This window comes from Streptomyces sp. WM6386 (assembly GCF_000972385.1).
Taxonomy (GTDB): Bacteria; Actinomycetota; Actinomycetes; order Streptomycetales; family Streptomycetaceae; genus Streptomyces.
This window is the reverse complement of sequence record NZ_JXTE01000140.1, coordinates 1-3,967: the sequence shown is the minus strand read 5'-3', so window position 1 is coordinate 3,967 and position 3,967 is coordinate 1. Positions and strand designations below refer to the sequence as shown.

Below are 3,967 nucleotides of genomic sequence, written 5' to 3'. Positions count from 1 at the left end.
CCCCAAGGAGGTGTCCAGCCGTACGGCCATGCGCCGCACCGTCGACACCTCACCCCTGTTCGAGCCGTGGGCTCTGTCCAGCAAGGACGACCTCGTCGACATGCGGGCGGCGCTGAGCCTCGGCGACCTGGACGCGGTCGGTGAGATCGCGGAACGCAACGCGCTCGGCATGCACGCCACCATGCTCGCGGCACGCCCCGCCGTGCGGTACATGTCGCCGGCCTCCCTCACCGTCCTGGACGCCGTCCTCCAGCTCCGCCGGGCCGGCATCGCGGCCTACGTCACCATGGACGCCGGGCCGAACGTCAAGGTGCTGTGCCGGCGTACGGACACGGACCGGGTGGCCGCGGCCGTACGCAGTGCCGCTCCCGACAGCGCGGTGCACATCGCCGGGCCGGGCAGGGGCGCGCGTCTGCTCCCCGAGGACGAGCGATGACCTCCCGCCGCACGGTCGTGCGGCGCGCGCCGGGCAAGCTGTACATCGCGGGCGAGTACGCGGTGGTGGACCCCGGCAACACCGCGATCCTGGTGGCCGTCGACCGGTACGTCACCGTCACCGTGTCCGGCGCGGACGACACGGACGACACCGGTGTCGTGATCTCCTCCGACCTCTGGCCGCGAGCCGTGCACCGGCACTGGCAGGACGGCCGGCTGACCGGGACCGACGGCGAAGCCGACCACGTCGTCACCGCGATCGAGACCGTGGCCGACCTGCTCGCCGAACGCGGCCTGCCCGTCCCCCCGTTGAGCGTGTCGATCACCAGCACCCTGCACGACAACGGCAGAAAGTACGGCCTGGGCTCCAGCGGCGCGGTGACCGTGGCGACGATCGCCGCCGTCGCCTCGTACTGCGGACTGGAACTCTCCCCCGACGCCCGGTTCCGTCTCGCCCTGCTCGCGACGGCACGCATCGACCCCAAGGGCTCCGGCGGCGACCTCGCCGCCGGCACCTGGGGCGGCTGGATCGCCTACCGGGCACCCGACCGCGCCTTCGTGCTCGACCTGGCCCGCAGCCGCGGCGTCGAGGAAGCACTGCACACCCCCTGGCCGGGCTACGCAGTACGTCAACTGCCGCCGCCCAGCGGCCTGTCCCTCGAGGTCGGCTGGACCGGGAACCCCGCCTCCACCACCTCCCTCGTGGCCGGCCTGCACCGGCGGACCTGGCGGGGCACCCCCTCGCACCAGAAGTTCGTGGAAACCACCGCCGACTTCGTCCACGCCGCGATCGGCGCCCTCGAAGCCGGCGACGGCGAAGGCCTGCTGCACCAGATCCGGCGCGCCCGCCAGGAGCTGGCCCGCCTGGACGACGAGGTCGGCCTCGGCATCTTCACCCCCGAACTGACGGCCCTGTGCGACGCGGCCGAAGCCGCCGGCGGCGCGGCCAAACCCTCCGGAGCGGGGGGCGGCGACTGCGGTATCGCCCTGCTGGCCGCCGACGCCCCGCACGACATCGCACACGTACACGGGCGGTGGGCCGCGGCCGGGGTGCTGCCCCTGCCCGTCCGTCCCGCCCCGGAAGGGAACCAAGCATGAGTAGCGCTCAGCGCAAGGACGACCACGTCCGGCTCGCCATGGAGCAGCAGCACGCGCACAGCGGACGCAACCAGTTCGACGAGGTGTCCTTCGTCCACCACGCCCTGGCCGGCATCGACCGCCCGGAGGTGTCCCTGGCCACGACGTTCGCCGGACTCACCTGGCAGGCGCCGCTGTACATCAACGCGATGACCGGCGGCAGCGACAAGACCGGCATCATCAACCGGGACCTGGCCATCGCGGCCCGCGAGACCGGGGTGGCCATCGCCTCGGGCTCCATGCACGCCTACTTCAAGGACCCGTCCTGCGCGGCCACCTTCCGGGTGCTGCGCGAGGAGAACCCGGACGGGTTCGTCCTGGCGAACGTCAACGCGACGGCGTCCGTCGACAACGCGCGGCGCGCCATCGACCTGATCCAGGCGAACGCCCTGCAGATCCACCTCAACACGGCGCAGGAGACGCCCATGCCGGAGGGCGACCGCTCCTTCGGCTCCTGGGCGGCACAGATCGAGCGGATCGCGGCCGCCGTCGACGTCCCCGTGATCGTCAAGGAGGTCGGCAACGGGCTGAGCCGCGAGACGATCCTCGCCCTGCCGAACCTGGGCGTGCGGGTGGCCGACGTCAGCGGCCGCGGCGGCACGGACTTCGCCCGCATCGAGAACGGCCGGCGCGAACTCGCCGACTACGCCTATCTGCACGACTGGGGGCAGTCCACGGTCGCCTGTCTGCTGGACGCGCAGGACGTCGACATCCCCGTGCTGGCCTCCGGCGGTGTCCGCACCCCGCTCGACGTGGCCCGCGCCCTCGCCCTCGGCGCCCGCGCCGTCGGCTCCTCCGGCGGGTTCCTCCGCCCCCTGCTCGACGGCGACGTCCTCGCGCTGGTCGCGAAGATCTCCGCCTGGCTCGACCAACTGGCGGCCCTGCAGACCATGCTCGGCGCCCGCACCCCCGCCGACCTCACCCGCTGCGACCTGCTGATCCACGGCGAGCTCCGGTCCTTCTGCACCGACCGGGGCATCGACACGCGGCGGCTCGCCCAGCGCTCCAGCTCCATCGACGCCCTCCACGAGATGACGGGAAGCACACGATGACCGAAGCACACGCGATCGCCGGGGTCCCCATGAGGTGGGTGGGCCCCCTCCGCATTTCGGGGAACGTCGCCAACACCGAGACCCACGTCCCGCTCGCCACCTACGAGTCCCCGCTGTGGCCGTCGGTCGGCCGCGGCGCGAAGGTGTCCCGGCTGGCCGAGAAGGGCATCGTCGCCACCCTCGTCGACGAGCGGATGACACGCTCGGTCCTCGTCGAGGCGACCGACGCGCTGACCGCGCTCACCGCCGCGCGGACCATCGAGGCCCGCATCGACGAGCTGCGCGAAGTGGTGCGCGGCTGCAGCCGGTTCGCCCAGCTGATCGGCATCCGGCACGAGATCAACGCCAACCTGCTGTTCATCCGGTTCGAGTTCTCCACCGGCGACGCCTCCGGCCACAACATGGCGACCCTCGCCTCCGACGCGCTCCTCGCGCACCTGCTGGAGACCGTCCCCGGCATCTCCTACGGCTCGATCTCCGGCAACTACTGCTCGGACAAGAAGGCCACCGCCATCAACGGCATCCTCGGCCGCGGCAAGAACGTCGTCACCGAGCTGCTCGTACCGCGCGACGTCGTCGCCGACGTCCTGCACACGACGGCCGCGAAGATCGTCGAGCTGAACATCCGCAAGAACCTGCTCGGCACCCTCCTCGCCGGCGGCATCCGCTCGGCCAACGCCCACTACGCGAACATGCTGCTCGCGTTCTATCTGGCGACCGGCCAGGACGCGGCCAACATCATCGAAGGCTCGCAGGGCGTCGTCATGGCCGAGGACCGCGACGGCGACCTCTACTTCGCCTGCACCCTGCCCAACCTGATCGTCGGCACGGTCGGCAACGGCAAGGGCCTCGGCTTCGTCGAGACGAACCTGACCCGGCTCGGCTGCCGGGCCGACGGCGCGCCCGGCGAGAACGCCCGCCGGCTCGCCGTCCTGGCCGCGGCCACGGTGCTGTGCGGTGAGCTCTCGCTGCTCGCGGCGCAGACGAACCCCGGCGAACTCATGCGCGCGCACATCCAGCTGGAACGCGACAACAAGACCGCAAAGGTTGGTGTATGAGGCATGTCCATATCCATCGGAATCCACGATCTGTCGTTCGCGACAAGCGAGTTCGTCCTGCCGCACACGGCCCTCGCGGACTACAACGGCACCGAGATCGGCAAGTACCACGTGGGCATCGGCCAGGAGTCGATGAGCGTGCCCGCCGCCGACGAGGACATCGTGACCATGGCCGCGGCGGCGGCCGCGCCCATCATCGCCCGGCACGGCAAGGACCGTATCCGCACGGTCGTGTTCGCCACCGAGTCCTCGATCGACCAGGCGAAGTCGGCCGGTATCTACGTC

General features: G+C 71.5%; 3 protein-coding genes and 2 pseudogenes. All 5 read left to right on the top strand.

Annotation, left to right across the window (positions count from 1 at the left end; translation table 11 throughout):
• A pseudogene (locus TN53_RS39995) lies at positions 1–436 on the top strand (diphosphomevalonate decarboxylase); the annotation flags it as partial.
• Positions 433–1,533, top strand: coding sequence for a phosphomevalonate kinase (locus TN53_RS39990; protein WP_046263776.1), 1,101 nt, complete (start codon positions 433–435; stop codon positions 1,531–1,533). The pseudogene TN53_RS39995 and the gene TN53_RS39990, both read left to right, overlap by 4 nt.
• Entirely contained in the window at positions 1,530–2,624 is a 1,095-nt protein-coding gene (gene fni / locus TN53_RS39985) for a type 2 isopentenyl-diphosphate Delta-isomerase (RefSeq protein ID WP_046263775.1), read from the top strand. The genes TN53_RS39990 and fni overlap by 4 nt, the downstream gene beginning before the upstream one ends.
• Positions 2,621–3,682 (top strand): hydroxymethylglutaryl-CoA reductase, encoded by a 1,062-nt coding sequence (locus tag TN53_RS39980; protein ID WP_159038250.1) that lies wholly within the window; start codon positions 2,621–2,623, stop codon positions 3,680–3,682. The genes fni and TN53_RS39980 overlap by 4 nt, the downstream gene beginning before the upstream one ends.
• Positions 3,683–3,685: 3 nt before the next feature.
• Positions 3,686–3,967 (top strand): annotated as a pseudogene (locus tag TN53_RS39975) (hydroxymethylglutaryl-CoA synthase); the annotation flags it as partial.

Excerpts from the sequence above, each read along its gene's own strand:
- TN53_RS39990 (WP_046263776.1), top strand. The coding sequence starts at position 433 with ATGACCTCCCGCCGCACGGTCGTGCGGCGCGCGCCGGGCAAGCTGTAC.
- fni (WP_046263775.1), top strand. The coding sequence starts at position 1,530 with ATGAGTAGCGCTCAGCGCAAGGACGACCACGTCCGGCTCGCCATGGAG.
- TN53_RS39980 (WP_159038250.1), top strand. The coding sequence starts at position 2,621 with ATGACCGAAGCACACGCGATCGCCGGGGTCCCCATGAGGTGGGTGGGC.